Raw genomic sequence first — 25,333 nt, 5'->3', positions numbered from 1 at the left:
TTCGGGGAGATCGTCCCTTGGCGCAGCTGGTGGCGGTTGTACCGCTCCCACGCCCGGCTGTTGACTGATCGGGGTCGGCCGTCACGCCTTCTCCTGCGAGTGAGGGTTCACGCGATCTCGCTGCAACAGCCATAGGTCGCGAAACAGTCCGGGCCGGGCCGTCAGCTCCGTGAACGTCCCCCGGTCGATGACGCGTCCGGCTTCCATGACCACGATCCGGTCGGCGACCATCGTGTTGGACAGGTTGTGAGTGACCAGGACGACCGCCCGGTCCTTCGCGAGCTCGCGCAGCCCGGTGAAAATCCGGTGCTCGGCGCGTGCGTCCAGGTCGGAGGTGGGCTCGTCCATCACCAGCAGACCGGCGTCGCGGTGGATCGCGCGGGCGCCCGCGATGCGCTGCCACTGGCCCGACGACAGGGCCACCCCGCCCCACCATTCGCGGGCCAGCAGCGTGTTCAGTCCGCTGCGCAGCACCGCGATCACCGCGTCGGCGCCGCTGGTGACCGCCGCGCGCCGTACCGCGTCGTCGGCCTCGGGGCGGGGCTGGCCGAGGGTGATGTTCTCCCGGGCGGTCATCGGCCAGCGGGCGAACTCCTGCGGCACGACCGCGCACTGCCGCCACAACGCGTGCGGGTCCAGGTCGCGGGTGCTGACACCGTCCCAGGTGACCACCCCGGCGGTGGGGAGGTTGAGGCCGGACAGCAGTTTCATCAGGGTGGTCTTGCCGGAGCCGTTCTCGCCGACCACGGCGACGATCTCCCCTTGGCGGACCTCGAAGTCCACCTCGTGCAGGGTGTCCTGGTCGGCCTCGGGGTAGCGGTAGGTGACCTGGTGCAGGGCGACATGCCGGGGACGGCCCGGCACGATGCTTCCGCGATCCAGCCGCTGCCCGCCCGCCTCGGCGATGAACTCCTCCCAGTCGTCCAGGTACCGGCCGGTGCGCATCAGGTCGGTGCCGTAGCCGACGATGCCGTGCAGCCCGCCGGCGGCCGAGCGCAGCGCGAACACCAGCGTGCCGGCGACGGCCGCGCCGATGGCGCCGGTGCCGAGCAGCACCATCACCCCGGCCCACATCAGCGCGGCGGCCAGGCCGCTGACGGCTGATCCCAGCAGGCTGATCTTGGCGCGCTGCCAGGCGGCCTCGTCGACGGTGCGGTCCACCCGCGCGCCGCTGGCCCGGTACTTGTCCAGCAGGTAGGGGGCCAGGGTGTCGGTGCGGATCTGGTCGGCCTGTTCCTTGTGGGACAGGTGCCAGCGCAGCATGCTCAGCATCCGCCGGTCATGGAAGGTCCGCAGCGTCGCCAGGTAGGTGACGCGCTCGCCCGCGACCGACGCCAGCGCCTGCGGCACCGCGGTCAGCACCAGCAGCGGCAGCAGGATCGGTGCCAGCGCGGCGACGACCACGGCCGCGGCGGCCAGCGTGGCCGCCGAGGACACCAGGTTCTGCGACTGGCCGATCATGTCGCGGCTGACCTCGACACCCCGGTCGGCCTTGTCGTAGCGGTCGTTGAACCCGGGATGGTCGTAGGCGGCCATCTCGGCGCCGGTGGCCGCGTGGAGCATGCGGTACTCCGCCTCCCGGGAGATCCGCGGACCGAGCCGGTTCGACAGTGCCTGGATCGCGATCCCGAGCACCGCGCGCAGCCCGGCAGCCCCGGCCAGCACCGCCACCGACGGCAGGGCCGCGACCAGGTTCGCGAGGTCGTGGGCGGACTGGATCAGCGCGCTGAGCGCCGCCGTGGTGGCGAACAGGCCGAGCGCCTCCAGCAGGCCGGAGATCACCTGGCAGGCCAGCAGGGCGATCGTCGAGCGCCGGTCCACGGCCCAGGCCAGGGCGAAGGAGCGGCGCACCAGCGCCGGCAGGCGGGCGGCCAGGCTGCGCCCGGTCAGGTGCCGGGCCAATTCGGCGGTGTCGCCGCCACTGAAGTTGAACGTCAGTTCTTCGCCGTGCTGCCGGGGGGTGACCTCGTTGTCGGTGACGGCTGTCTCGTCAGCCACGTCAGCGGCTCCTGTTCCAGTGTCGGGGGTTGACCGGTGGGGGCGAAGGCGCGGTGCGCCGCGTCGGCGAGGTGATCGCCAGCGGTGGGGGTGGTGGGGCAGAGCCGTTCCGTGGATTCCCGGTGCCGGCGCCGCGGGCCTGCATAGGTGCATCACCTCTCTTGATGGTGACGGTTGGTGCTCGTGATTGTGCTGTGGGTAACGGTCTCAGATGGCGCCGACATTTTCCTCGCGCGCCGGAGGCGGCACAGGCTGTCCGGCCATAGGCTCCACGCCCGGACCAGGTCTTGCTGTCCTCCCCGGTGCCGTGTCCACGCAGTAGCTCACCGCCGGACCGTGGGGCTCGTCGTCGGTGATGTGGTGGACGCGGGTGGCAAAACGAGTGATCGGCCGCGGCGGCTGGATCAGGGTGCGCAGGACCGGCTGCGGCACCGCCTGGTGGGCGTCGCCGCCGCCCACGTCCAGGACCCGCTGCGGTTCGGCGGGCAGGTGCTCACGCAGCGCGCGGGCGACCAGGGCGTGACGCAGCGCGCCGCGCAGCGTGCCGGCGTGGCGGGCGTACCCGGTGGCCAGGTCAGCCCCGGAGTCCGACGTCCAACTGTTGGTCACGATGCCTCCATGAGATCGATCAAGGGGTTGAACACGTGCGGATGCTGTAACACCAGCCGGATCGACAGGTACCGGGTCCGCAGCAGGTTCCGTAGGAGAAGAGCCTGCGGCGTGTCGGGCAGGGTGCCGTCGCGGATCGCGCCGCGCAGCGTGAGCGGGTGCGGCAGACGCGCTTCGAGCTCCCCCAGGTCCACGAAGCCGCCGCTGTGCCAGGCGTGGAACCGGTCGGTGGTCATGGCCTCCCACACCACCGTGTCCCGCCACGTGCGCTCGGGCCCCTCGACGGTGACCGGGTGCGGCACCCGGCACAGGTGCGGGCCGGGCAGCGGCGGCGCGACAGGGCTCGTCACGCACGCCCCGTACAGACCGCGACGGCACCGTATCGCGTGCAGGTGCCCAGCGAAGGTCACCGCCAGCCCAGCGTCGGGTAGGGGGACGTCGGCGGGGATGACGGTCATCGCGGCGGCCCGGGAGCGGCGGGCTGCGGCGAGCACGATCCACATCGCTGTCACCGGGGCGGACGCCGGGTAGCAGAGGCGCCGCTTACCGCTGGTACCAGGATCGCCGTCGGCGCGCTCGGCCCGCGGGGCGACGGCCTGGGTCTGTTGCCCGACACGGACGCCGACTGATCCGCCGGAGCCGGCCGGCGGCGCGCCTTTGGATGCCCGCCGGTCTTCCCGGGAGCGGTGAGCGCGGTTCGCCGTCCGGTGTCCGGTGTCCGCCGTGGCCCAGCGGGGTCCTTCCGTGGTGCGTCCGGGGCCGGTCGTGGCCCACCAGGGTCCCTCCGTGGTGCGTCCGGGGCCGGTCGTGGTTCCGGTTTCCCGCTGGATGTACAGAATGTACGTTCCCTGTTGTGATCGGCACCGTGACAGTCCTTTGCGGGCCCGGTCGTCCTGGGGCGACCCGGGCCGGCTCCGCTCCGTCCGCGCGACGGCGGCGGATGGAGCGGGGGATCTCATGACGTCCCGTCCCGCCCCGTACGAGCCCGTGCTCGCCCTCGTCCCCGGCGACCCGGAGCCGCTGGCCGAGGTGATCCACCGCGAGTACCGCGACCGGCTGCTCGTCCGCGATCTGGCCGCGGTGCTGGCCGACAAGCGGCCGGGCCGCCGGCTGCTCCCGATCTTCGATCTCCTCCCGGTGCGGACGGACGTGTGGGCCGAGCTGCAGGCATGCCTGCTCCAGGAGTTGGTGCTCCGCGGGATGCGGCTCTCCCGGGTGCCCGCCGCGGTGCGGTGCGCCGAAAGACTCCGGGAACTGGGCCACCCCCTGGCCGGGCTGCCGCTGAAGCGGAGCAGGGGCGAACGCCGGTTGAACGTGCCCGTGTACGACGCCCCCAGGTGGGATGGCATCTGGACCGTCCACGTGCCCGAGCCTTCGGAACCGCCCGACGTCTCGGCCCTCTCCACTCGTCCGACCGGCAGCCCCGACCGGAAGAAGGCCGCCGCCGCCCGTCCGGAGGACATCGTCGACGGCGGCGACCCGAAGCTGATCGTCGCGGCGGTCGCGCACTGGGGGCCCACCCTCGCGACGTTGATGAGGCTTCCCCGGCACGTCGCCCCGGCGGACCTTCTCGCGCCGATGGCGGTCAACCGGTTCCTGCCAGGGGGGCTGCGGGAGGGGGTCGTGCTCAACGGCGTGCGGACCGGCCTGGAGTCGGTGGTGGCCGACCTGCTCACCGCGGCCTACCGGAACGCCACCTACGAGGTGGGGCTGCGCGGCGGCTACGGCAGGGTGGCGGTCTGGCGCTCGGTGGCCGGTCTGGTCGGGGCCCCCGGGGACGCGTCCGTGCACCGGGTCAACGAACTGGCGGCCCGCTGGCACTGGCTGGCGTTCCGGGTCACGCGGCGGGAGCGCTACTGGGTGGACCAGGAGCTCGCCGTCGGCGCGCTCAGCCCGCGCGGCGACCGGCTGGGCCTGCTGATCGCCCACGACACCGACTGACCTCCGGAAGGAAGGCGCCGCCGCGACGTCTCCAGCGGGATGTGAGCGTTAACAGCCACGAGTGCCCACCATTCAAACCGTGTGTGGGCGGTGACGTCAAGAGCCCCTTGGCGACGATTCCCGCGTGATCGGACCGTAATGTGACAGGAGCTTGACGAGAGGGCTTGTTAACGCTCACAGTCGGTGCGAAGCCATCGTGAGGAGATCCCGTGAGCCCGAGCCAGGACCGCCGCCAGCCGGTGATGGCCGACGTGGCCGTGCGTGCCGGCGTGTCGCACCAGACGGTCTCGCGGGTCCTCAACGGCCACCCCAACGTGCGCGCCGAGACCCGCGACCGGGTGCTGCAGGCCATCCAGCAGCTGGGCTACCGCCGCAACATGGTCGCCCGAGCCCTCGTCACCAGGCACACGCGCACGCTCGGCGTGGTCAGCTTCGACACCACCCTGTACGGCCCGGCCAGCACGGTCTACGGCATAGAGCGGGCCGCCAGGGCGGCGGGCTACTTCGTCAGCATGGTCAGCCTCCGGACCATCGACCGGGACGGGGTGCGCGACGCTCTCGACTACCTGGCCGAGCAGGGGGTCGATGGCGTCGTCGTGGTCGCGCCGCAGCGCTCGGCGGCCCAGGCGCTCACCGGCATGCCCACCGGTGTCCCCGTCGTCGCCGTCGAGGGCGGCCACGCGGGCGACGTGTCGGTGGTCAGCGTCGAGCAGGTCCAGGGTGCCCGGCTGGCCACCCGCCACCTGCTCGACCTCGGCCACGAGACGGTGTGGCACGTCGCGGGGCCCTCCGACTGGCTGGAGGCCGAGGGGCGGATGCAGGGCTGGCGTGCCACGCTGACCGCGGCGGGCCGCCCGGTCCCCGAGCCGCTGCCCGGCGACTGGAGCCCGCGCTCCGGATACCTGGCGGGGCTGCGCCTGGCGGAGACCCCGGGCGTCACCGCGGTTTTCGTGGCCAACGACCAGATGGCTCTCGGGACGCTCCGGGCCTTCGCCGAGCGCGGGGTGCGGGTACCCGAGCAGATCAGTGTCGTCGGGTTCGACGACATCCCCGAGTCCGAGTTCTTCACGCCTCCGCTGACCACCGTCAGGCAGGACTTCGGGGCGGTAGGGAGGTACAGCATCGAGGTGTTGCTGCGGCAGATGGAGGCGGGGCCCGGGTGGTCCCACGAGCGACACGTCGTGCCGCCGGAGTTCGTGGCCAGGGCCAGCACCGCCGTGGCCCGTTCATAGGCCGTCGCGGGCCCCGCGGGGAGGGTGCCGCATCGAGTATGTGATGTTAGCGCTAACAAGAGAGGACCCCCACCGTGTTCAAGAGGATGTCGGCGCTGTTACTCATCGGCGCCACCGTGCTGACCGTGGCCGGCTGCGGCAGCGGAGGATCGAGCGGCGCCGCGGGCGACGGAAAGATCACCATGGGGTTCGCCCAGGTGGGTGCGGAGAGCGGCTGGCGCACGGCCAACACCACGTCGGTGCGGGAGGCGGCCGGGAAGGCGGGCATCGAGCTGAAGTTCTCCGACGCCCAGCAGAAGCAGGAGAACCAGATCAAGGCGATCCGCTCGTACATCCAGCAGAAGGTCGACGTCATCGCGTTCTCACCGGTGGTGGAGTCGGGCTGGGACACGGTGCTGAAGGAGGCCAGGAACGCGAAGATCCCGGTCATCCTCACCGACCGCGCCGTGGACTCCACGGACACGAGCCTCTACAAGACCTTCCTCGGTTCGGACTTCGTGGAAGAGGGCCGCAAGGCCGGCAAGTGGCTGGTGGAGGAGTACGGGGACTCCAAGGACCCGGTGAACATCGTCGAGCTGCAGGGCACGACCGGTTCGGCTCCGGCCAACGACCGCAAGGCGGGTTTCGCCGAGGTCATCGGAGCGGACCCGAAGTTCAAGGTGGTCGCCTCGCAGACCGGTGACTTCACCCGGGCCAAGGGCAAGGAGGTCATGGAGGCGTTCCTGAAGTCCAACCCGGACATCGACGTGCTGTACGCGCACAACGACGACATGGGACTTGGTGCGATCGAGGCGATCGAGGGTGCGGGCAAGGTCCCCGGCAAGGACATCAAGATCATCACGATCGACGCGGTCAGGGACGGCATGCGGGCCCTGGCCGACGGGAAGATCAACTACATCGTCGAGTGCTCCCCGCTGCTCGGCCCGCAACTGATGGACCTGGCCAAGAAGGTCGTCAAGGGCGAGCAGGTGCCCGCCCGGGTGGTGACCGAAGAGACCACCTTCACCCAGGAACAGGCCAAGCAGGCCCTGCCCACCCGCCAGTACTGACCTTCCGGCGGGCCGCTCCGGGCGAGAGCGCGGAGCGGCCCGGCCCCGTCGAGGAAAGGGACGCCGCATGGCCGCACCCGATCCGATCCTGCGGGTGAGCGGGATCTGCAAGCAGTTCCCGGGCGTCAACGCCCTGACCGACGTGGACTTCCGGCTCCTGCCGGGTGAGGTGCACGCGCTGATGGGGGAGAACGGCGCCGGGAAGTCGACGCTCATCAAGGTGCTCACCGGCGTCCACGACGTCGACGCCGGCGAGATCGAGCTGGCCGGGACGCGGGTCGCCTTCGCCGGCCCCCTGGAGGCGCAGCGCGCCGGGATCAGCACCGTGTACCAGGAGGTCAACCTCTGCGCCAACCTCTCGGTCGCGGAGAACATCTTCATCGGCCGCGAACCGCGCCGCCTGGGCCGCATCCGATGGAAGGAGATGCGCCGCAGGGCCGCCGAGCTGCTGGCCCGGCTGGAGCTGGACGCCGACGTCTCGGCGCCGCTGGCGGCGTGCTCGCCGGCCGTGCAGCAGATGGTCGCGATCGCCAGGGCGGTGGCCGTCGACGCCAGGGTGCTGATCCTCGACGAGCCGACCTCCAGCCTGGACGCCGGGGAGGTCGCACAGCTGTTCCGGGTGATGCGGCGGCTCAAGGAACAGGGGATCGCCATCCTGTTCGTCTCGCACTTCCTCGACCAGGTCTACGAGATCTCCGACCGGATGACGATCCTGCGCGACGGCAGGCTCGTGGGGGAGTACCTCACCGCCGAACTGAGCCAGGTCGAACTGGTCGGCAAGATGATCGGCAAGGAACTCGCCGACCTGGAGCGGCTCGACGGCAAGCCCAAGGAGCCGAACGAGGCCGCCGTGCCCGTCGTCGAGGCGCGGGGGCTCGGCCGGGCCGGGGCCGTCGAGCCGTTCACCCTCGCCATCCACGAGGCCGAGGTGGTCGGGCTGGCCGGGTTGCTCGGCTCCGGCCGCACCGAGGTCGCCCGCCTGCTCTTCGGGGCCGACCGCGCCGACACCGGCGAGGTGGTGATCGACGGCACGCCGGTGCCGCTGCGCACCCCGCGCGCCGCGACGGGTCACCGGATCGCCTTCTGCTCCGAGAACAGGCGCACCGAGGGGCTGATCGCCGACCTCACCGTGCGGGAGAACATCATCCTCGCCCTGCAGGCCGCGCGCGGCTGGTCCAGGCCCGTCCCGCGCCGCCGCCAGGACGAGCTGGTCGAGAAGTACGTCCGCGCACTCAAGATCAACCCGCCTGACCCCGACCACCTGGTGAAGAACCTCAGCGGTGGCAACCAGCAGAAGGTGCTGCTGGCCCGCTGGCTCATCGTCGAGCCGCGCCTGCTCATCCTCGACGAGCCCACCCGGGGCATCGACGTCGGCGCGAAGGCGGAGATCCAGCGGCTGGTCGCCGAACTGTCCGACGGGGGCATGGCCGTGCTGTTCATCTCCGCCGAACTGGAGGAGGTGCTCCGGCTCAGTCACCGGGTCGCCGTCCTGCGCGACCGGCGGCTGGTGGCCGAACTGCCCAACGATGCCGACCTGACCACCGACGTCCTCATGCGGACGATCGCGAGCGGAGCCCGTTCATGAACGCCGCCCTCAGGCACCGGCTGTTCTGGCCGGCCCTCGTCCTCGTCCTGCTGATCCTGCTCAACGTGCTGTTCACCGACGGCTTCCTGTCGATCCAGATGCGGGACGGCCACCTGTACGGCAGTGTGATCGACATCTTCAGGTTCGGCGCTCCGCTGATCCTGGTCGCCCTCGGCATGACGCTCGTCATCGCGACCGGCGGCATCGATCTGTCGGTGGGCTCGGTCGTGGCCGTCTCCGGGGCGCTGTCCTGCCTGTGGATCAGCGGGCTCGACGACCAGGACAGCGTGGGCGGCGTCCTCGCCGCGGTCGGCCTGGCACTCGCCCTCTCCCTGGTGCTGGGGGCATGGAACGGCCTGCTCGTCGCCGGGGCGGGCATCCAGCCGATCATCGCGACGCTGATCCTCATGGTCGCCGGGCGGGGCCTGGCCCAGCTCATCGCCGACGGGCAGATCATCACCGTCAACAGCGACCCGTACAAGCTCATCGGCGGCGGTTACCTGCTGACGCTGCCGTTCGGCGTCATCGTCGTGCTGGCCGTGCTGGCGCTGACCGCGTTCCTCACCCGTCGCCTCGCCCTCGGCCTGCTCGTCGAGTCGGTGGGCGGCAACGCCGAGGCCAGTCGCCTGGCGGGCATCCGCTCACGGGGCGTCATCGTCATGGTCTACACGTTCGCCGCCCTCTGCGCGGGCATCGCCGGGTTGATGATCAGCTCGAACGTGTCCAGCGCCGACGGCAACAACGCGGGCCTGTGGATCGAGCTCGACGCCATCCTCGCGGTCGTGATCGGCGGCACCTCGCTGTCGGGAGGCCGGTTCTCGCTCGGCGGCACGGTGCTGGGTGCGCTCATCATCCAGACGCTGACCACCACGATCTACTCCATCGGCGTTCCGCCGGAGACCACGCTGCTGTTCAAGGCGCTCGTGGTGACCGTCGTCTGCCTGCTGCAGTCCCCGGCCTTCCGCGCGAAGGCGTTCCGCCGCCGCGGGCGCCCGCGGGCGACGCGTCCGGCGGCCGGGGAGAAGGCGAGGGTCCCGGCATGAGGCCCGCCGCCACCGCGCCGGAGAGCGCGGCGTCCGTCACCGTGCCGGAAGGCCCGGTGTCTGTCACGGTGCCGGAGGGCACCGTGTCCGTCACCGCGCCGGAGAGCGCGGCGTTCGTCACCGTGCCGGAAGGCCCGGTGTCTGTCACGGTGCCGGAGGGCACCGTGTCCGTCACCGCGCCGGAGAGCGCGGCGTCCGTCACCGTGCCGGAAGGCCGGGCGTGCGTCACCGCGACGGCGGGCCCGGTGTTCGCAGGCGCCGAACCGAGGAGGAGGAACCGGTGACCACCATCCCGCTGACCGGTGGTCGGCAGATCCCGCGCAAGTACCTTCCCGTGCTGGTCACGGCGGCCTTGTTCGCCGCGATGTTCGTCGCCGGCGGCATCCGCTACGAGGGTTTCGCCACCGGCCAGATCGTCCTCAACGTCCTCATCGACAACGCGTTCCTGCTCGTCGTCGCCGTCGGCATGACGTTCGTGATCCTCACCGGCGGCATCGACCTGTCGGTCGGCTCGGTCGTCGCGCTGTCCACGATGATCTCGGCGAGCCTGGTCACCGGCCTGGGGTGGCCGCCGCTGCCGGTGATCGCGCTGGTGCTGGCCGCCGGGGCGGCGCTCGGCTTCGCGATGGGTGCGATCATCCACTACTTCGAGATCCAGCCGTTCATCGTGACGCTGGCCGGCATGTTCCTGGCCCGCGGCCTGTGCTACACGATCGGCACCGACTCCGTCCCGATCACCGACGAGACCTTCACGGCGTTCGCGCAGACCCGGCTCGACCTGGTCGGTGAGGCGTGGATCTCGCCCAGCGTGGTCATCGCCGTCGCGGTGGTGCTGGTCGCGGCCTATGTGCTGCACTACACCCGCCTGGGCCGCAACGTCTACGCGCTCGGCGGCAGCGAGCAGTCGGCGCTCCTCATGGGGCTCCCCGTGGCCCGGACGAAGATCGCGGTCTACACGATCAGCGGTCTCTGCTCGGCCCTCGGCGGAGTGCTTCTCTCCTTCTACATGCTCTCCGGGTACGGCCTGCACGCGGTCGGCATGGAACTCGACGCGATCGCCGCGGTCGTCATCGGCGGCACGCTGCTGACCGGAGGATCGGGCTACCTGCTCGGTACCGTGCTCGGTGTGCTCGTCCTCGGGCTGATCCAGACGATGATCAGCTTCGAGGGCACCCTCAGCTCCTGGTGGACCAAGATCTTCATCGGCCTGTTGCTCTTCGCCTTCATCGTGCTCCAGCGCCTCGGCGCGGTGCGCCGTCCCTGACCCCCACACCCCGGTGCGGGGGCGCCCGCGCCGGGATCCAGATATCCAGGAGTTCTATGTGAACGCTAACAACAACAGTTACGTGGTCGGAGTCGACTTCGGCACGCTGTCGGGCCGCGCCGTGGTGGTGCGCGTCTCCGACGGCGCGGAGGTGGGCACCGCCGTGCACGAGTACGCCCACCGGGTGATCGAGGACCGGTTGCCGGGCACGGGCACGCGCCTGGGGCCCGACTGGGCGTTGCAGTCACCCGAGGACTGGCGCGAGGTGCTGCGCGTCGCGGTGCCCCAGGCGGTGGCCGCGGCCGGGATCTCCCCCGAGCAGGTGATCGGCCTGGGGACGGACTTCACCGCGTGCACCGTCCTGCCGGCCACCGCCGACGGGACGCCGCTGTGCGAGGTCGAAGGGCTGACCGCCCGCCCGCACGCCTGGCCGAAGCTGTGGAAGCACCACGCGGCCCAGCCGCACGCCGACCGGATCAATGAGGTGGCCGCCCGCCGCGGGGAGGCGTGGCTGCCCCGCTACGGCGGCAGGATCTCCTCGGAGTGGGCGTTCGCCAAGGGCCTGCAGGTGCTGGAGGAGGACCCGGAGGTCTACCGGCGCGCCGAGCGGTGGATCGAGGCCGCCGACTGGATCGTCTGGCAGCTGACCGGGGTGGAGACCCGCAACGTGTGCACCGCCGGGTACAAGGCGATCCACCAGGACGGCGCCTACCCCTCCGAGGACTTCCTGGCCGAGCTGAATCCCGCGTTCGCCGCCTTCCCCGCCAAGCTCGGCCGGGAACCGGCTCCGCTCGGCGGCCTCGCCGGGCGGCTGACGTCCCGGGCCGCCGGGTGGACCGGGCTGCCCGAGGGGATCGCGATCTCCGTGGGCAACGTGGACGCGCACGTCACCGCCGCCGCGGCCGACGCGGTGCGGCCCGGCCAGATGGTGGCCATCATGGGCACCTCGACCTGCCACGTCATGCCCGCCGAACGCCTCGCCGAGGTGCCGGGCATGTGCGGGGTGGTGCGCGACGGGATCGTGCCGGGGCTGTGGGGCTACGAGGCCGGGCAGTCGGCGGTCGGCGACATCTTCGCCTGGTTCGTCGAGACGTCGGTGCCCGGATCGTACGAGCGCGAAGCCGGACGGCGCGGTCAGACCGTGCACGAGTACCTGACCGAGCTGGCCGCCGCCCAGCCGGTCGGCGCGCACGGACTGGTCGCGCTCGACTGGCTGGGCGGCAACCGCTCGGTACTGGTCGACCACGACCTGTCCGGCGTCGTCGTCGGCCAGACGCTGGCGACCCGGCCCGAGGACACCTACCGGGCACTGATCGAGGCCACCGCGTTCGGTGCCCGCATGATCGTGGAGACCTTCGAGGCGTCCGGGGTGCCGGTCGGGGAGTTCGTCGCCGCGGGCGGGTTGATCAGGAACCGCTTCCTGATGCAGGTGTACGCGGACGTGCTGCGCCGGCCGATCTCGGTGATCGGCTCCGAGCAGGGCTGCGCTCTGGGGTCGGCGATCCACGCCGCGGTGGCCGCGGGGGCGTACGCCGACATCACCGAAGCCGCCGGCGCGATGGGCAAGCGCACCGAGGCGGCGTACCTGCCCGACCCCGCACGCGCGGACGTCTACGACCGGCTGTACGCGGAGTACCGCCGGCTGCACGACCACTTCGCCGACGGGGCGATGCTCCACGGCCTGCGTGCCCTGCGCAACGAGACGAGCGCGCCGGCGGGCGGGACGGGCACACCGGTGAACGAGACGATCGAGGAGAACGCGTGACCGAGCGCAAGCCGCTGAGCGACGCCGTCGGGAGACTGCGGGAGACGGTGTGCCTGCTCCACCGGGAGCTGGTGCGTTACGACCTGGTGGCCTGGACCGCGGGCAACGTCTCCGGCCGGGTGCCCGGGGAGGACCTGTTCGTCATCAAGCCCTCCGGCGTGTCGTACGACGAGCTGACCCCCGAGTCGATCGTGGTGTGCGACCTGGACGGAGAGCTGGTCGAGGGTGAGCTGTCACCGTCGAGCGACACCGCCGCGCACGCCTACGTCTACCGGGCGATGCCGCACGTGGGCGGGGTGGTGCACACCCACTCGACGTACGCCTCGGCCTGGGCGGCGCGCGGGGAGGCGATCCCGTGCGTGCTGACCGCGATGGCCGACGAGTTCGGCGGCGAGATCCCGGTGGGGCCGTTCGCGCTGATCGGCGGCGACGACATCGGCAAGGGCGTCGTCGCCACCCTGGAGAACCACCGCTCCCCGGCGGTGCTGATGCGCAACCACGGCGTGTTCTCCGTCGGCCGCGACGCCCGCGCCGCGGTCAAGGCCGCGGTGATGTGCGAGGACGTCGCGCGCACTGTGCACGTGGCCCGCCAGCTCGGCGAGCCGCTGCCGATCGCCCAGGCCGACATCGACAGTTTGTACGACCGCTACCAGAACGTCTACGGGCAGAGGAGTCCGCGTTGAACCCGCAAGAGCGTGAGATCTGGTTCCTGACCGGGAGCCAGGGACTGTACGGCGAGGAGACCCTCGCCCAGGTCGCCGAGCAGTCCCGCCGGATCGCCGGGGAACTGGGCGGGCGCCTGGCGTTCCGACTGGTGTGGAAGCCGGTGCTCACCGACGCCGCCGCCATCCGCCGCGTCTGCCTGGAGGCGAACGCCGACGACTCCTGCGTCGGCGTGATCGCCTGGATGCACACCTTCTCCCCGGCGAAGATGTGGATCGCCGGCCTGGACGCGTTGCGCACCCCGCTGCTGCACCTGCACACGCAGGCCAACGTGGAGCTGCCGTGGGCGTCGATCGACATGGACTTCATGAACCTCAACCAGGCCGCCCACGGCGACCGGGAGTTCGGCTACATCCAGTCGCGGCTCGGCGTGCCCCGCAAGACGGTGGCCGGGCACGTCAGCGACCCCGTGGTGGCCGCGCGGATCGACGCCTGGGCTCGGGCCGCGGCCGGACGCGCCGAGGTGGGCTCGCTGCGGCTGGCCCGCTTCGGCGACAACATGCGCGACGTCGCCGTCACCGAGGGCGACAAGGTGGAGGCCCAGCTCCGCTTCGGGGTCTCGGTCAACACCTACGGCGTCAACGACCTGGTCGCCGCGGTCGAGGCCGCCGCCGACGCCGAGGTCGACACCCTGGTCGCCGAGTACGAGGACACCTACAAGGTCGCCTCCGAGCTGCGCGCCGGCGGGGAGCGCCACGACTCGTTGCGTTACGCCGCCCGCATCGAGCTGGGCCTGCGCCACTTCCTGACCGAGGGCGGCTTCGGGGCGTTCACCACCAACTTCGAGGACCTGGGCGGGCTGCGCCAGCTGCCCGGCCTCGCCGTGCAGCGGCTGATGGCCGACGGGTACGGCTTCGGCGGTGAGGGCGACTGGAAGACCTCGGTGCTGGTGCGCACGCTGAAGGTCATGTCCGCCGGGCTGCGCGGCGGCACCTCCTTCATGGAGGACTACACCTACCACCTCGCCCCCGGCCAGGAGCTCATCCTGGGTGCGCACATGCTGGAGGTCTGCCCCACCATCGCCGCGGCGGTGCCCTCGTGCGAGATACACCCGCTGGGCATCGGCGACCGGGAGGACCCGGTGCGGCTGGTCTTCGACGCCGAGCCGGGGCCCGCCGTGGTGGTCGGCCTGGCCGACATGGGGGAGCGCTTCCGGCTGGTGGCCAACGAGATCGACGTCGTCGCTCCCGCCGAGCCGCTGCCCAACCTGCCGGTGGCCCGCGCGGTGTGGCGGCCCCGGCCGAACCTGCGCACCTCCGCCGAGGCGTGGCTGACCGCCGGAGGCCCGCACCACACCGTGCTGTCGGCCGCCCTCACCGTCGAGGAGCTCACCGACTTCGCCGACATGCTCGGCGTCGAACTGCTCGTCATCGACGCCGGCACCACCCCCCGCCAGTTCGCCAAGGAGATCCGCTGGAACCAGGCGTACTACCGCCTGGCGCAGGGCTTCTGACCCGCCGCCGCGCCCGCCGACCGGCGGGCGCGGCCCCCGGGGCGGCCGTCAGGGTGCGCGCGGAGGCGCGGTGGAGGCACGGACGACGAGTTCGGCGCCGACGACGTAGCGGCGCGGTTCCAGCTCCTGGCCGCCGACCGACCGCAGCAGCAGTTCGGCGGCGAGCCGACCCAGCTCGCGGGCGCCCGTGTCGACGACGGTGATCGCCGGGTTCCACCACTCCAGCAGCGGCGTGTCCTCGAACGCGACGACCGACAGCGCGCCCGGCACCTCGACACCCGACCCGGCCAGCACCGGCAGTGCCCCGTAGGCCGCTCCGTTGCTGCCCAGCACCAGCGCGGTCGGCGCCGGTTCCACCGCCAGCAGCCCGCGCATCGCCCGTGCCCCGAACGCCCCCTCGGACGGGCCCCGGCATACCAGCGCCGGGTCGGGGGTCACTCCCGCCTCGGCCAGTGTCTGGACGAACCCGGCGTAGCGGTCGTGGCCGGCGGCGGTGCCCGGTGGGCCGCCCACGAAGGCGATCCGCCGGTGTCCCTGGGCGAGCAGGTGACGGGTGGCCGTCACCGCCCCCTCGCGGTCGGCGGCGAGCACGGCGGGCCCCCGGGAGCCCTCCGCCCCCCGGATGAGGTCTATCACCGTGATGCCGGCCGCCCGCAGCTCGTCCACCCCCTTCACGTTCTCTCCCGTGCCCGCGATCAGCACGCTGTCGACCCGGTGGTCGCGGAGCAGCCGCAGGCAGTCGGCCTCCACCGCCGCGTCGGCGTCGGTGACGCAGAGCAGCGCCTGGTACCCCGAGGCGCGCAGGTGCCGCTGCACCGCCTCCACGACCGTGTGGAAGGTGGTGTCACCCAGGTCGCCGAGCACCAACCCCACCAGTCCGGAACGCCGGGTGCGCAGGCTGGCGGCGGCGAGGTTGCGCCGGTAGCCCATCGATCGGGCGGCCCGGGAGACCCGGCGGCGGGTGCCCTCGGAGATCTCCGGGGAGCCGGAAAGCGCGCGGCTCGCCGTGCTCACCGACACTCCGGCGGCTGCGGCGACGTCACGGAGCGTGGCGGCCATCCCTTCCCCGTTTCCTCAAGCCCTCTGTCCGGCGGTCCGGTCCCCTAAATGATCATTTCGGATGATACGACCCTTGTGGCCCGGGGTCACGGTGCGAAGGCGCGCGGCACCCCGGTCGCGGGCCGTGCGATCCCGGGCACGGGGCCGCGGGATCCCGGGCGTAGAGGTCGTGCGATCTCGGGTACGGGGTCATGGGATCCCGGGTACGGGGTCATGGGATCCCGGGTACGGGGCCGCGGGGTCGCACGCCCCACGGGGCCGGATGATCCGGGGCATGGAGCCGAAGCCGACCCGCGTCGGCCGGCCCGACGTCATGCAAACGATTCCGTTTACCTCTTCCATGTATGGGCGGGTTTGGATAAAACAAGCAGGTGGCAGCGGGTGACAGGACTCGCAATCGTTTCCGGAAGACGCGGGCAGGGGGAGCCGACGTGGGGCAGGACGAGCTCGTACGGCACGGGCGCCGGATGCCGGGCACGGGGGACACCCCCGGGGCGTGGGAGCGGCACGCCCGGCCGGACCGCCTCCCTCCGGGCGGTCCCCGTGACTGAACCGGCCGGGCACGTGGAGATCCTGATCGACGGAGTCCCGATCAGCGCGCGTCCCGGCACGTCGCTCGCCGCGGCGATGATCGCGGCAGGTCGCTGGCACCTTCGTGCGCACCCGGTCACCGGCGTCCCCCGCGGGCCGTTCTGCGGCACGGGCGTGTGCTTCGAATGCGAGGTGCGCGTCGACGGCCGGGACGCCCGGCGCGCGTGCATGGTCACCGTGACCGGCCCGGCGACCGTGGAGACCGGCATGGGCACGCGCCCGTGACCGGCCGGGACGCCGGGCAGCCGGCGCTGCGGGCGGACGTGGCCGTGGTCGGCGGTGGCCCGGCGGGGATGGAGGCCGCCCTGCGGTGCGCGCAGGCAGGGCTGGCGGTGGTCGTGCTCGACGAGCACGAGGAGCTGGGCGGCCAGTACTTCCGGCGGCGGCACCCCGCGATCCGGGAGGTCCACGGCGACCACCGGCCGGAGGGCACCGTGCTGGCGGCGGCCGTGCGGGAGTCGGGTGCGCGCGTGCTCACCCGGCACGCCGTCTGGGGTGTCGACGGCCGGGACCTCCTCGTGCACGACGAGGAACACGACCGCGCGCTGCGGGTGCGGGCCGCCCACGTCGTGGTGGCGACCGGCGCCTACGAGCGGGTGCTGCCCTTCCCCGGCTGGGAGCTGCCCGGCGTCGTCACCGCCGGGTTCGCCATGCACCTGGCCACCGTGGACCGCGTCGCGGTGGGCGAGCGGGTGCTGCTGGCCGGGTCCGGGCCGTTCCTGCTGCCGGTCGCCTGCGCTCTGCTGGAGGCCGGCGCACGGGTGGCGGCCGTGGTGGAGGCGGGCAGGCCGTACCGTCCCGCGGGGCCGGGGGTGCGCGGCGGCGTCGAGGTGATGCGGCACCCCGCCCGCCTGGCCGAGCTGGGCGGTTACCTCACCCGGCTGGCCAGGCACCGGGTGCCGCTCCTGCAGGACCGTCTCGTGGCCGAGGCCGTCGGCGGCACCCGGGTCACCCGGGTCCGCACCGTGCGGACCCGCGGCGGGGGCGACCGCGAGTTCGAGGTCGACGCGCTCGCGGTCGGCTTCGGCTTCCGGCCCTCCACCGAGCTCGTGCGGCTGCTCGGTGCCCGTACGACCGTCGACGCCCGCACCGGGGACGTGGTGACGGCGACCGACGACGACGGCGCGACCAGCGTCCCGGGCCTGTACGCCGTGGGCGAGCTCGCAGGCGTCGCCGGAGCGCACGCGGCCCGGCTGCGCGGCCGGCTCGCGGCGATGAGGATCACCGCCGCCGCGGTCGGCGAGACCCCGGCGGACGGGCGCGAGCGCGAGCGGCTGCGGCGGAGGCTGCGGCGGCTGGTCGCGTTCGCGACGCTGACCGGGCGGCTCTACCCGCCGCCCGTGGAGATGGTCGACACACTCCCCGACGAGGTGCACGTCTGCCGCTGTGAGGCGGTCACCGCGGGCCGGGTGCGGGTGGGGGCCCGGACCGGTCTGCACGACGTCCACGCGCTGCGGAACTGGAGCGGGGCGGGCATGGGCATCTGCCAGGCCCGCGAGTGCGGCACGGCACTGTGGCGGCTGGCCGGCGCGAGCGGCGCGACCCCCCCGCTGCCGGCCAGGATGCCGGTCAGGCCGGTCCCGGCGGGTGTGGTCGCCGACATGGAGGGCGGCCGGGCGGGTGATCCGCCCGGGAGATGAGCGGCCGGCCGGTCTTCCGGGGGAGGGACCGGGCCACCCCTCACGCGGCCGGGAGGAGGAGTGGCCGGCCGGTCTTCCGGGGGAGAGGCGGGCACCCCACACGGCCCGGCCCGGGGGCTGGAGGGGGAGCGGTCAGCCGGTCTTCTGGGGGAGGACCGGGCCCTCGCTGGCCTGGACGAGGACGAACCCCTGCCCCTGGAAGGCCAGCTGGGCGGCCTCCCCGCTGCCGCGTCCGATGAGGGCCCCCATCTTCATGGTCCGGTTGACGCCCACCTGCAGGTGCGCGCTCCAGCACACCGCCGACTGGCCGTCGACGAAGGTCGGCATGCGGGAGGTGTCGAGCAGCACGGGGGAGCCGTGCGCGGTGACCGCGACCCAGCCGGTGCCGCTGACCGTGGTGTTGAACAGGCCGCCGGTGGCCATGCCCGCACCCTGCACCCGCTGGATGTCCCAGGTCAACTGGGGGTCGAAGGCCAGCAGGTTCGTGCCGTTCACGGTGAGCGCCTCGTTCTCCAGGTAGAACAGGTGCACGTCCTGAGCGTTGTCGGCGAGGAACAACGGGCCCTGCCCGCGGACCCGCATCAGCGGCGCGCCTTCGCCGGTGACCATCTTCTTGAACATCCGCCCGACTCCGCCACCCTCGTAGTCGAAGTCCATCTGCCCCTGGAAGGCGACCATCGAGCCCTGCCGCGCCAGCACCTCACCGTTCAGCTGCACCAGCAGCATCTTGGAGTTCTGCAGGACGAAATGGCCGGGAGCCGTGCCCTGGTCGAGGTTGCCGAAGAAGGAACTGCGCATGGGGATATGCCTCTCGATGTCGAGGTGGTCGTACGGTCAATGACGAACCATACGGTCGCGTAGTTCCCGCCCCCTCCCCGCCCCGCGGAGGTGCGGGACAGGGGACGGGCGTCGCCGCCCCCCGACGGCGGTGCAGTACGATCGGCCGGTGCCCGAACCGGGAGGCGGAGCGTGCGCGGACGCCCTTACGTACTGCTGAGTTGCGCGATGTCCGTCGACGGATACATCGACGACGACACGCCCGAACGACTGCTTCTCTCCAACGACGAGGACTTCGACCGGGTCGACGCGGTCCGCGCCGGATGCGACGCGATCCTGGTCGGGGCGGGCACGATCCGCCGCGACGACCCCCGGCTGCTGGTCCGTTCGCCCGAACGCAGGCGGGACCGGGTGGCGCGGGGCCTGCCCCCGTCCCCGGTGAAGGTGACCGTGACCGCGTCCGGCGACCTCGACCCGGCCGCCGCCTTCTTCGCCGCCGGTGACGCCGACCGGATCGTCTACACCGGGTCGGGGGCCGCCGCCCCGCTGACCGCGCGGCTCGGTGGGACGGCCACCGTGGTCGACGCCGGCGACCCGGTCGACCTGGGTCGGGTCCTGGGCGACCTGGCCGGGCGGGGGGTGCGCCGCCTGATGGTCGAGGGCGGCACCTCGATCCACACCGGCTTCCTGCGGGCGGACCTCGTCGACGAGATCCACCTGGTCGTCGCCCCGTTCTTCGTCGGCGACCCCGCCGGCCCGCGCTTCGTCGCCGGCGGCGGCTTCCCCCGGGACCGGCGGCGGCCCATGCGGCTGGCGGAGGTCCGCCCGATGGGTGACGTCGTACTGCTGCGTTACCTCATCGACTGATGCGCCGCCTGTGGGGAGGAACCGGATGAACGATCACGACTGGCTTCGCCTGGCCTGTGACCTGGCGCGACGCTGCCCGCCCTCGGAGACGGCCTTCTCGGTGGGCGCCGTGGTGGTCGGCGCCGACGGGCGGGAGATCTCCCGCGGACACTCGCGCGAGGGCGGCGACCCGCACGTCCACGCCGAGGAGTCGGCGCTCGGCAAGATCCCCCCGGGAGACCCCCGGCTGCCCGGCGCCACCGTCTACAGCAGCCTCGAACCGTGCAGCAGGCGCAGTTCCCGCCCCCGGACCTGCACCCGGTTGATCATCGACAGCGGTGTCCGCCGCGTGGTCATTGCCTGGCGGGAGCCCCTGATCTTCGTCGACTGCCACGGGGCCGAGGAACTCGCGGCGGCCGGGGTGAGCGTGGTGGAGCTTCCCGAGCTCGCCGCCTCGGCCCGCGAACCCAACGCGCATCTCCTCGCGGGCTGAAGGTCCCCCCGGTACCCGCCCCTCTCCCGTACGCCGGTGTGAACCACGCAGCCCCCGCCGTCATCTGAAAGAGTGCGCCGCCCCGCGCGTACGGCACCGGCGGACACCGGCACCGGCACCGATGCCGGTGCCGGTCCGGTGCCGGACTCCGGGGCCGGCGACCCCGCAGGACGCCCGCACCGAGGAACAGGACGGCACCCCCGATGAGCGACCTCCCCCACGTCACAGACCTGTTCGACCCACGGGACCTGGAGGCCGCGATCGCCTCCGGGTACGTCCGCAGCCGATCTCACCCGTCGGAGCCGCTGCGGATCCTCAACTACACCGAGAAGGCCCAGGTCGACCGGGCCTGGAACGCGGTCACGCTGGCCTGCCGCGGACTGATCCTCGACGCCCGCGACCGGGTGGTGGCGCGGCCGTTCCGCAAGTTCTTCAACTACGGCGATCCGCTGGCGGGGGAGCTGGACCTGTCGGCCGAGGTCGTCGTGGTCGACAAACTGGACGGCTCGCTGGGTGTCCTCTACCCGACGTCGGCGGGCCCGGCCGTGGCGACCAGGGGTTCCTTCACCAGCGACCAGGCCACGCACGCCACGGACCTGCTTCGTGCCCGCTACGGTGGATTCGTCCCGCCGGAGGGGCTGACGATCCTGTTCGAGATCGTCTATCCGGGCACCCGGTTGGTCTGCGACTACGGCGACACCGACGACCTGTTCCTCCTCGGCGCGGTCGAGACGGCCACCGGCGCGATCCTGTCGCCCTCCGAGGTCCCCGGCTGGCCCGGCCCGTCGGCGCGGGTCCTCGCCGCCCCGTCGCTGGCCGGGGCGCTCGCCCTGCCGCCCCGCCCGGGTGCCGAGGGGGTCGTCGTACGGCTGGTCGAGACCGGCCGGATGGTGAAGGTCAAGCAGGCCGACTACCTGGACCTGCACCGGGTCCTCGCCGGTCTCAACGCCCGGGTGGTCTGGGAGGCACTCGACGCGGGCAGGACCGTGGCGGACGTCTGCGAGGACCTGCCGGACGAGTTCCACGGCTGGGTCGCCGACCTCGCCGGGCGGCTCAGGCGCGAGACCGACGAGATCGTCGACGGAGCGCGGGCGGCCCACGAGCGGATCCTGGCCGGGTTGCCGGAAGGCTGGGGCCGGGGCGACTACGCCGCCGCGGCGTCGGGGTCGGAGTTCCGGCAGTGGCTGTTCATGCTCCTGGACGGCAGGGACCCGCGTCCGGCCGTCTGGCGGTCGCTGCGTCCTTCGGGGGACGACCGTCCCATCCACCTCGGCGGGGAGACGGCGTAGACGGCGGAGCGGCCGGGGAGACGGCGTAGACGGCGGGGCGGCGCCCGTGGGGGGTGTCCGGTTCCGGTGTCCCGAAGCCCTGAAAGCGGCCGGCGGGAAGTTTTTCACGTCCGGGTGCTATAAGGCGGCGCGCATCGGATAGCGGACTCCCGTCACGTCTCCCGGACGACTCCGGCCGGAGCCGCCCCAGGAGACTGTGACGTGCTCAGGATGAGAAGACCCGCCGAAGGATGGGGGATCACGATGACCGAGACCGATCCGGAGATGGACGATCCTCCGGCCCAGGTGCCGGACGACAGGCAGGACGCGGGGGGCGACACCGCGCCGGGCGGGGACCGCGAGGGTCCGCCGGCGCAGGTTCCCGACGACCGCAAGAGCGCTCCCGGCTCCGGGAACCAGTGACGCGTCCTTCCCCGCGCCGGGGGAACCGGTGACGCGTCCTTCCCCGGGCCGGGGGAACAGGAGAGCGGGGGCCGCCGTGCGGCGGCCCCCGCTCCGGCTCCGGACGCGTGTGACCCGACTGACCCGTGCGGGTCAGTCGGAGGTCACAGCCTCCATCAGGTCGCCGACCGGGGCGTCCGGCAGCGCCTTGGCGACATCGGCCAGAGCCACCATCCCGACCAGGCGGTGACCGTCGATCACCGGAAGCCGGCGTACCCGGTGCGAGGACATCGTCCGCAGGATCTCGCGGGCGTCGTCGTCGGCGCCGATGGTGACGGCCTCGCCCTGGGCGAGGTCGCCGGCGTGGGCGGTCTTGGGGTCCTGGCCCCTGGCCAGCACCTTCACCACGATGTCCCGATCGGTCAGCATGCCCTTGAGCCGGTCGTCCTCACCGCAGATGGGCAGGGCGCCGACGTCCAGGCGGGCCATCTTCTCGGCCGCGTCGAGGACCGTCTCATCGGCCCTCACGCACTCGGGATCCGGTGTCATGATCTCGCGCGCGGTTGTCATGCTCGCTCCTTTCGACAGGTGTGGATCGACGGACGCAGAGTCGTTCCGCTGCCCCCGACCGGCGGATTGAAACCGCCCCCGGGGACGGGGTCAGCCCTCGACTCCGGTCGCGTGGTGCGGGGCTCCGACGGGTTTGGACTCCGGGGACCCGCGCTGGCGCAGGTAGACGGAGAGGACGACCATCGACAGCACGGCGAGGAACTCCGACTGCCAGTTCTGCAGGGTGCGGTTCCAGAAGTCGGCGGACACGACGTACTCGCCCCAGCTGACCGGGTCCTGCAACTGGGCGAGCTGGTCGGTGTTGTAGCCCGCCACACCCGCCACCGACTGGGCCAGCCACGACAGCAGGAAGATCGTTCCCATGACCAGGCCCAGCGAGTTGCCGTACAGGCCCTGCCGCAGCCCGTACGTCCGGGCCCAGGACGGGCTGTCCTTCTCGGCGTGCCGCCCGACCTGCTGTTCGGCGTCGCTCTCCCCGCCTTCCTTGCCGGGCTCCTTCGACTCGGGGGAGCCGCGCTGTACCAGCCAGACCGTGGCCAGGATGAACAGCAGGAACTGGAGGTACTCCGACTGCCAGTTCTCCGCGACGTCGACGGCGAACTCGGAGGAGGTGACGTAGTCCGTCCAGGAGACCGGCGCCCCGCCCTCGGCGATCTGCCGTTCGTTGGCGACGGCGTGCCCCGCGACGGACTGGCCGGCCAGGGCGAGCACGAACGCGACCAGGAAGAACAGGCTGAGCGCGTTGTCCTTGATGAAACGTCTCATTGCGCTCCCCTACCGGTGCAGCAGGCCGATGGTGAAGAAGTAGGCCAGCCCGATCGTGATGATCGTGAGGGTCGTGACGAACATGACGCGCATCTTCAGGTCCTCACCTCACAGTCGTAGGGAAGGTCACCGCGGGACCGGCACCCCGCACCGCGTACCAGCCAGCCGGCGGGGAAGCGATGCAGGAAGACGGTGTCGCGGGTCAACCTCACCTGGGCCTCGTCCCCCCAGACCTGGACGCCCAGCACCTCGCCACCCGGCAGGTCGAGCTGGGCGACGGCGGCGGCGCAGGTCTCGCCGCCGGTCCGCAGGCTCTCGGCCGCCTCCGGGGCGAGCAGCGCGCAGGCCCGTTCACCCTGCCCGCCCTCCACCGCCCCGTAGAACCGCAGGGCCGCCTCCCGCGCGGGGACGTCGTCAGCGGAGGCGCAACCGGTCAGAGACGCCGTCAGCGCCGCGACGGCCACCAACCCGTTTCTGATCTTCATCCGCCTTCCCTACCCCCACCGGCGCGGATGTCACATCCCGGCCGTTCCCGCCGTGCGAGCCGACACGGGCGAGACGTCCGCGACGCGGTGGAGCAGGAGGTCCCAGTCGGCCAGGAAGCGCTCCAGGCCGTAACGTCCGAGGGCGGCGGCGCGGGCGGCCTCACCCGCCCGCCGGGCGGCGCCGGGGTCGGCGACGAAGGCCCGCAGGGCGGCGGCGAGGGTGCCGACGCGGGTGGAGACCACCCCGGCCTCCGGCGGGACCGCCTCCACGGCCTCGGTGGTGGCCGGGGCGACGACGGGCATGCCGAGCAGCATGGCCTCGATCAGCGACAGGCCGAGCGAGGTCCAGCGGTAGGGGTGCAGGTAGACGCGGCGCCGGGCGAGCTCGGTGTGCATCGCCGCCTGCGGCGGGTTCTCGAAGGTTCCCACGGGCACCCCCAGATGCTCCGGCAGGCCGGTGACCCCCATGCCGAAGACGTCGAGGGGGGCCGCGGCGGCGAAGGCCGGCAGCAGGTCCGTCCCGGCGACGCGCCCGCGCCGGACGGGTTCGTTGACGACGACGCCGGCCCGGGGCAGCTCACCGGTGTAGCGGTGCCCGGGGTCGACGACCCCGTGCTCGATGACGTGGACGGGGGCTCTGCCCGAGTCCCAGAACAGCGCGTTGAAGTGGGTGACGTGCACCAGCGGGATGTCGGCGCGGCCGGCCAGCGGGTGCCGGGTGCGGGGGACGTCCCCGGCGGGGGTGTTGTGCTCGACGTAGACGGCGGGCACGTCACGCCCGGGGACACGCCCCAGCCAGGCGCGCGCCAGCTCCTCCTCGTGCGGGCGTTGCAGGACGACCACGTCGACGTCCTCGCCGGCGAGCCGGTCCCACGGCACCTCGCGTACGGTGCCGGGCCACGGGTAGGTCAACGCCCGGCCCCGGCCGTCGGGCCCCCGGCCGGGCACCAGCGGAACCAGGTAGTCGTGGCGTCCCCGGACGAACGCCGTCGTCCACGACCCGTGCACGTGCCACAGCAGGATCCTCACGCCGTCCTCCCGCCGCCGGGGCCGTACCCGGCCGGTTCCGCGGCGCCCGCGCCGCCCCGGGCCGGTGCTCCGGCGGCGGGACCGCGTCCGGGCGGGTTTCCGCCGGCCGCGCCGTGCCGGGCCGGGGGGGCCGCGTCCAGGATCAGATCGACCGCGGCGCGCAGGTCGCGTGCCACCTCGCCGGCCGCCGAGACCTCGTGGGCGAGGGTCAGGGGGGTGGGCACGAGGATGCCCCGGGCCCCGGCCGCGCGGGCGGCCTCGACGTCGCGGCCGATGTCCCCGATCACCACGCAGTCGCGGGCGTCCACCCCCAGCGACCGCGCCGCCGCGAGCACCAGCCCCGGGGCGGGCTTGCGGCAGCCGCACCCGTCGTCCTCGCCGTGCGGGCACACCGCCCAGACGTCGAACGGCCCCAGGAGCTCCTCCACCCTGGCGTTGACCGCGGCCACGTCCGCGGCGTGGACGAGTCCTCTGGCCACCCCCGACTGGTTGGTGACCACGCCGGTCGGCACACCCGCCCGGCGCAGCCGCGTCAGCGCGGGCAACGCGCCGGGAACAGGTTCCACCCGGGCCGGGTCGCCGTTGTACGGGACGTCCGCGATGAGGGTGCCGTCCCGGTCGAAAAGGACGGCGGCCGGTCGTTCACGACCCATCGCCGAGCACCTCCTGTCCGTGCTTCCCCGTGCTTCTGCCGTGCTTTCCCGTGTTCCCGGGCTTGCGCCGTGCTTCCCCGTGTCCGCGTGTTC

The 25,333-nt window shown here is 72.7% G+C and carries 26 protein-coding genes; 16 read left to right on the top strand and 10 right to left on the bottom strand.

From position 1 onward, the window contains the following. Window positions 1-81 precede the first annotated feature (81 nt). From F4562_RS36250 to F4562_RS08270, 3 genes are all read right to left on the bottom strand, one after another. The gene (locus tag F4562_RS36250) at window positions 82-1,998 is read right to left on the bottom strand and encodes an ABC transporter ATP-binding protein (RefSeq protein ID WP_221207089.1); all 1,917 of its coding nucleotides are present in this window, start codon (window positions 1,996-1,998) and stop codon (window positions 82-84) included. Between the two features lie 207 nt (window positions 1,999-2,205). Next, window positions 2,206-2,607: a hypothetical protein gene (locus F4562_RS08275; RefSeq protein WP_184542259.1), complete on the bottom strand. Its 402-nt coding sequence runs from the start codon at window positions 2,605-2,607 to the stop codon at window positions 2,206-2,208. After that, window positions 2,604-3,119 carry a hypothetical protein gene (locus tag F4562_RS08270; protein WP_184542257.1) on the bottom strand — a complete coding sequence of 172 codons (516 nt, stop codon included), beginning with the start codon at window positions 3,117-3,119 and terminating at the stop codon, window positions 2,604-2,606. The genes F4562_RS08275 and F4562_RS08270 overlap by 4 nt, the downstream gene beginning before the upstream one ends. Before the next feature lie 445 nt (window positions 3,120-3,564). Between F4562_RS08270 and F4562_RS08265 the strand changes: the two genes are divergently transcribed. The 10 genes from F4562_RS08265 to araA all read left to right on the top strand — a co-directional run bounded on the left by F4562_RS08265 (window position 3,565) and on the right by araA (window position 14,662). Beyond that, on the top strand, window positions 3,565-4,548 hold the full coding sequence (locus F4562_RS08265) for a DUF6183 family protein (RefSeq protein ID WP_184542255.1): 984 nt from the start codon (window positions 3,565-3,567) through the stop codon (window positions 4,546-4,548). Between the two features lie 242 nt (window positions 4,549-4,790). Next, a complete protein-coding gene (locus F4562_RS08260) occupies window positions 4,791-5,780 on the top strand; it encodes a LacI family DNA-binding transcriptional regulator (protein WP_184542784.1) in 990 nt (329 codons plus the stop codon). 74 nt (window positions 5,781-5,854) lie between these two features. Continuing rightward, on the top strand, window positions 5,855-6,829 hold the full coding sequence (locus F4562_RS08255; protein ID WP_311734021.1) for an ABC transporter substrate-binding protein: 975 nt from the start codon (window positions 5,855-5,857) through the stop codon (window positions 6,827-6,829). Window positions 6,830-6,896: 67 nt separating this feature from the next. Beyond that, window positions 6,897-8,414, top strand: a complete 1,518-nt coding sequence (locus F4562_RS08250) for a sugar ABC transporter ATP-binding protein (protein ID WP_184542253.1) — start codon at window positions 6,897-6,899, stop codon at window positions 8,412-8,414. Next, entirely contained in the window at window positions 8,411-9,457 is a 1,047-nt protein-coding gene (locus F4562_RS08245; protein WP_184542251.1) for an ABC transporter permease, read from the top strand. The genes F4562_RS08250 and F4562_RS08245 overlap by 4 nt, the downstream gene beginning before the upstream one ends. Then, window positions 9,454-9,741 (top strand): hypothetical protein, encoded by a 288-nt coding sequence (locus F4562_RS08240; RefSeq protein ID WP_184854768.1) that lies wholly within the window; start codon window positions 9,454-9,456, stop codon window positions 9,739-9,741. Before F4562_RS08245 ends, F4562_RS08240 begins: the two co-directional genes overlap by 4 nt. Continuing rightward, on the top strand, window positions 9,738-10,721 hold the full coding sequence (yjfF, locus tag F4562_RS08235; RefSeq protein ID WP_184542247.1) for a galactofuranose ABC transporter, permease protein YjfF: 984 nt from the start codon (window positions 9,738-9,740) through the stop codon (window positions 10,719-10,721). The genes F4562_RS08240 and yjfF overlap by 4 nt, the downstream gene beginning before the upstream one ends. Before the next feature lie 58 nt (window positions 10,722-10,779). Further along, on the top strand, window positions 10,780-12,486 hold the full coding sequence (gene araB / locus F4562_RS08230) for a ribulokinase (protein WP_184542245.1): 1,707 nt from the start codon (window positions 10,780-10,782) through the stop codon (window positions 12,484-12,486). Beyond that, window positions 12,483-13,169 carry an L-ribulose-5-phosphate 4-epimerase gene (locus F4562_RS08225; RefSeq protein ID WP_311734020.1) on the top strand — a complete coding sequence of 229 codons (687 nt, stop codon included), beginning with the start codon at window positions 12,483-12,485 and terminating at the stop codon, window positions 13,167-13,169. Before araB ends, F4562_RS08225 begins: the two co-directional genes overlap by 4 nt. Then, the gene (gene araA / locus F4562_RS08220; protein ID WP_184542243.1) at window positions 13,166-14,662 is read left to right on the top strand and encodes an L-arabinose isomerase; all 1,497 of its coding nucleotides are present in this window, start codon (window positions 13,166-13,168) and stop codon (window positions 14,660-14,662) included. Before F4562_RS08225 ends, araA begins: the two co-directional genes overlap by 4 nt. A gap of 48 nt (window positions 14,663-14,710) precedes the next feature. On the opposite strand, the gene F4562_RS08215 is transcribed toward araA, so the two are convergent. After that, the gene (locus F4562_RS08215; protein ID WP_184542241.1) at window positions 14,711-15,721 is read right to left on the bottom strand and encodes a LacI family DNA-binding transcriptional regulator; all 1,011 of its coding nucleotides are present in this window, start codon (window positions 15,719-15,721) and stop codon (window positions 14,711-14,713) included. 543 nt (window positions 15,722-16,264) lie between these two features. Here F4562_RS08215 and F4562_RS36245 point away from each other — a divergent pair. Together F4562_RS36245 and F4562_RS08205 are read left to right on the top strand one after the other, a co-directional pair. Beyond that, a complete protein-coding gene (locus tag F4562_RS36245) occupies window positions 16,265-16,537 on the top strand; it encodes a (2Fe-2S)-binding protein (RefSeq protein ID WP_221207088.1) in 273 nt (90 codons plus the stop codon). After that, window positions 16,534-17,952, top strand: a complete 1,419-nt coding sequence (locus F4562_RS08205) for an FAD-dependent oxidoreductase (protein ID WP_184542237.1) — start codon at window positions 16,534-16,536, stop codon at window positions 17,950-17,952. The genes F4562_RS36245 and F4562_RS08205 overlap by 4 nt, the downstream gene beginning before the upstream one ends. 132 nt (window positions 17,953-18,084) lie before the next feature. Here the strand turns inward: F4562_RS08205 and F4562_RS08200 are convergent, their stop codons facing one another. Then, on the bottom strand, window positions 18,085-18,750 hold the full coding sequence (locus F4562_RS08200) for an AIM24 family protein (RefSeq protein ID WP_184542235.1): 666 nt from the start codon (window positions 18,748-18,750) through the stop codon (window positions 18,085-18,087). A 171-nt stretch (window positions 18,751-18,921) separates the two neighbouring features. Here F4562_RS08200 and F4562_RS08195 point away from each other — a divergent pair, with 171 nt between their 5' ends. From F4562_RS08195 to F4562_RS08180, 4 genes are all read left to right on the top strand, one after another. Further along, window positions 18,922-19,596: a RibD family protein gene (locus F4562_RS08195; RefSeq protein ID WP_184542233.1), complete on the top strand. Its 675-nt coding sequence runs from the start codon at window positions 18,922-18,924 to the stop codon at window positions 19,594-19,596. Between the two features lie 25 nt (window positions 19,597-19,621). After that, entirely contained in the window at window positions 19,622-20,068 is a 447-nt protein-coding gene (locus tag F4562_RS08190) for a cytidine/deoxycytidylate deaminase family protein (RefSeq protein WP_184542232.1), read from the top strand. Window positions 20,069-20,271: 203 nt separating this feature from the next. Beyond that, the gene (locus F4562_RS08185; RefSeq protein WP_184542230.1) at window positions 20,272-21,357 is read left to right on the top strand and encodes an RNA ligase; all 1,086 of its coding nucleotides are present in this window, start codon (window positions 20,272-20,274) and stop codon (window positions 21,355-21,357) included. A 243-nt stretch (window positions 21,358-21,600) separates the two neighbouring features. Continuing rightward, window positions 21,601-21,759, top strand: coding sequence for a hypothetical protein (locus F4562_RS08180; RefSeq protein WP_184542228.1), 159 nt, complete (start codon window positions 21,601-21,603; stop codon window positions 21,757-21,759). Between the two features lie 132 nt (window positions 21,760-21,891). Here the strand turns inward: F4562_RS08180 and F4562_RS08175 are convergent, their stop codons facing one another. The 5 genes from F4562_RS08175 to F4562_RS08155 form a co-directional block, all read right to left on the bottom strand. After that, window positions 21,892-22,308 (bottom strand): CBS domain-containing protein, encoded by a 417-nt coding sequence (locus tag F4562_RS08175; RefSeq protein WP_184542226.1) that lies wholly within the window; start codon window positions 22,306-22,308, stop codon window positions 21,892-21,894. 90 nt (window positions 22,309-22,398) lie between these two features. After that, entirely contained in the window at window positions 22,399-23,073 is a 675-nt protein-coding gene (locus F4562_RS08170; protein WP_184542224.1) for a DUF6766 family protein, read from the bottom strand. 95 nt (window positions 23,074-23,168) lie between these two features. Then, window positions 23,169-23,558 carry a hypothetical protein gene (locus tag F4562_RS08165; protein ID WP_184542217.1) on the bottom strand — a complete coding sequence of 130 codons (390 nt, stop codon included), beginning with the start codon at window positions 23,556-23,558 and terminating at the stop codon, window positions 23,169-23,171. A 30-nt stretch (window positions 23,559-23,588) separates the two neighbouring features. Continuing rightward, window positions 23,589-24,587, bottom strand: coding sequence for a glycosyltransferase (locus F4562_RS08160; protein WP_184542215.1), 999 nt, complete (start codon window positions 24,585-24,587; stop codon window positions 23,589-23,591). Continuing rightward, window positions 24,584-25,240, bottom strand: coding sequence for a D-glycero-alpha-D-manno-heptose-1,7-bisphosphate 7-phosphatase (locus tag F4562_RS08155; RefSeq protein WP_184542213.1), 657 nt, complete (start codon window positions 25,238-25,240; stop codon window positions 24,584-24,586). Before F4562_RS08155 ends, F4562_RS08160 begins: the two co-directional genes overlap by 4 nt. Window positions 25,241-25,333 lie beyond the last annotated feature (93 nt).

The organism is Streptosporangium becharense, assembly GCF_014204985.1.
GTDB classification, from domain to species: Bacteria; Actinomycetota; Actinomycetes; order Streptosporangiales; family Streptosporangiaceae; genus Streptosporangium; species Streptosporangium becharense.
Note: the sequence above shows the minus strand (reverse complement) of the source record. Positions and strands in the feature narration are given on the sequence as shown.

Excerpts from the sequence above, each read along its gene's own strand:
- F4562_RS08265 (WP_184542255.1), top strand. The coding sequence starts at position 3,565 with ATGACGTCCCGTCCCGCCCCGTACGAGCCCGTGCTCGCCCTCGTCCCC.
- F4562_RS08260 (WP_184542784.1), top strand. The coding sequence starts at position 4,791 with ATGGCCGACGTGGCCGTGCGTGCCGGCGTGTCGCACCAGACGGTCTCG.
- F4562_RS08250 (WP_184542253.1), top strand. The coding sequence starts at position 6,897 with ATGGCCGCACCCGATCCGATCCTGCGGGTGAGCGGGATCTGCAAGCAG.
- F4562_RS08245 (WP_184542251.1), top strand. The coding sequence starts at position 8,411 with ATGAACGCCGCCCTCAGGCACCGGCTGTTCTGGCCGGCCCTCGTCCTC.
- F4562_RS08240 (WP_184854768.1), top strand. The coding sequence starts at position 9,454 with ATGAGGCCCGCCGCCACCGCGCCGGAGAGCGCGGCGTCCGTCACCGTG.
- F4562_RS08215 (WP_184542241.1), bottom strand. The coding sequence starts at position 15,721 with ATGGCCGCCACGCTCCGTGACGTCGCCGCAGCCGCCGGAGTGTCGGTG.
- F4562_RS08200 (WP_184542235.1), bottom strand. The coding sequence starts at position 18,750 with ATGCGCAGTTCCTTCTTCGGCAACCTCGACCAGGGCACGGCTCCCGGC.
- F4562_RS08190 (WP_184542232.1), top strand. The coding sequence starts at position 19,622 with ATGAACGATCACGACTGGCTTCGCCTGGCCTGTGACCTGGCGCGACGC.
- F4562_RS08185 (WP_184542230.1), top strand. The coding sequence starts at position 20,272 with ATGAGCGACCTCCCCCACGTCACAGACCTGTTCGACCCACGGGACCTG.
- F4562_RS08180 (WP_184542228.1), top strand. The coding sequence starts at position 21,601 with ATGACCGAGACCGATCCGGAGATGGACGATCCTCCGGCCCAGGTGCCG.
- F4562_RS08175 (WP_184542226.1), bottom strand. The coding sequence starts at position 22,308 with ATGACAACCGCGCGCGAGATCATGACACCGGATCCCGAGTGCGTGAGG.
- F4562_RS08170 (WP_184542224.1), bottom strand. The coding sequence starts at position 23,073 with ATGAGACGTTTCATCAAGGACAACGCGCTCAGCCTGTTCTTCCTGGTC.
- F4562_RS08165 (WP_184542217.1), bottom strand. The coding sequence starts at position 23,558 with ATGAAGATCAGAAACGGGTTGGTGGCCGTCGCGGCGCTGACGGCGTCT.
- F4562_RS08155 (WP_184542213.1), bottom strand. The coding sequence starts at position 25,240 with ATGGGTCGTGAACGACCGGCCGCCGTCCTTTTCGACCGGGACGGCACC.